Origin of the sequence: Campylobacter sp. IFREMER_LSEM_CL2194 (assembly GCF_025771685.1) — a bacterium.
In the GTDB taxonomy this organism is placed as follows: Bacteria; Campylobacterota; Campylobacteria; order Campylobacterales; family Campylobacteraceae; genus Campylobacter_D.
Window position 1 is genome coordinate 1 of the sequence record NZ_JAKMQS010000043.1, and the last position, 1,507, is coordinate 1,507.

1 protein-coding gene is annotated in these 1,507 nt (G+C 27.7%); it reads right to left on the reverse strand.

Going from position 1 to position 1,507, the window contains the following annotated elements; translation table 11 throughout:
- The coding region (locus L8V79_RS08070; RefSeq protein ID WP_263703191.1) for a methyl-accepting chemotaxis protein at window positions 1-1,362 on the reverse strand (1,362 nt) is incomplete at its 3' end.
- Between the last annotated feature and the right edge of the window lie 145 nt (window positions 1,363-1,507).

Genomic DNA, 1,507 nt, shown 5'->3' on the forward strand with positions numbered 1-1,507 from the left:
TACATTAGTAGTTACTTCAAAATGTCCCTTAGCATTAGCAACTTCTGTTGTAAAGTCTAAGGCTTTATAGCTATCAAGAATTCTATTAATTTCATTCATATTAGAACCAACCTTTTGTTCTAATACATTTAGCATTTCATTTAATACATTTTTTAATTCTATTAATTGAGGATTAGCAGGAATTGCACTAATTCTTGCTGTTAGATTGCCACCTTCAACCTCTCTAACGGTTTCTACTGATTGTTCTACTGCTTTAGCATCTTGTTCTAATGCATTTTTAGTTTTAGTAATGTTTTCGTTAATAGCTTTTGCTATGATTCCAAATTCATCGTTACTTTTAACATCTATCATAGCAGAATCTTTAGTTTTATGATTGATAAAGTCAAAGAAAGAACTAAGACCATTTTGTATAGCTTGTAAAGGTGATAGATAATAAGAAATGATAAAATAAAGCAAAACAATACTTATAATACTTGTAAAAATAACAATAATGGCTTGTATATAGGCTATTTTCTCACTTGATTGAGAAATTGTATCAATATAAGCCATGTTACATACTGTATATCCATCTATGTTATCACACATTGCAAGTCTTTCATTTCCTTCTTTGCTAGTATAAAAGAATGGTTCACCATCTTTTACTTTGCTAAATCCATCTGCTACAATGGCAACATTTGGATCGCTTCCAATATAATTTTTATTTGTTGAAACAAATGAAAAACGATTTTTATCATAAATAAAAGACGCACCTGGCATTTGTTTAAGACTATCTTCTAAATCTTTAACCAAAACATCGATTGCTAATACTCCTATAAAATTACCATCTTTATATATTGGCATGGCATAAGTAAAGCAAGGCAAGCCTGTTGTAACATCAATATAAGAAGGAGTGATATATAGGCTATTATTTTTCATTGCCTCTATATAAAATTCTCTTGTTCTTGCATCATAATTATCAGCTTTTCCATAAATTCCATAGTCTAAGCCTTTGCTATCGCTATCTGGATCACTTACTATTAATTCTCCATTTGGTTGGGCTAGATAAACAGCTAGAAAATTACCAGAATCTCTAAATGATCTTAATTGATAGCCTATGTTGTCCATTAATTTTTCGGCAGAATTTAAATCAGAATAAGGGTGTCTAAGTATAGTTTCGCTTAGCTTTTTTAACGAATCAGACGTATCATCTTTGAAATTAATCATAAGATTTTTTGTAGAAATTAAACGATTTTGTTCAGAATTAACAATTTCTTGAAAAAGAGCATTTTTAACAAAAATAAATGTTACAATTCCTAGAATCAAAAGACATACAATTGCTATGATATTTGCAATTAAAGCAACTTTTATTTTAACACTTTTCACTACTTTTCTCCTAAAATATTTTTGTAATTATAAATAAAATTTTTACAATGAAAATTTAATTGTGATTTAATATTGTAAATTCCACAAAAGACAAAAAGATTATGAAATTGATAGATTAAATTTGAAATTCTTACTAAGCTAATTA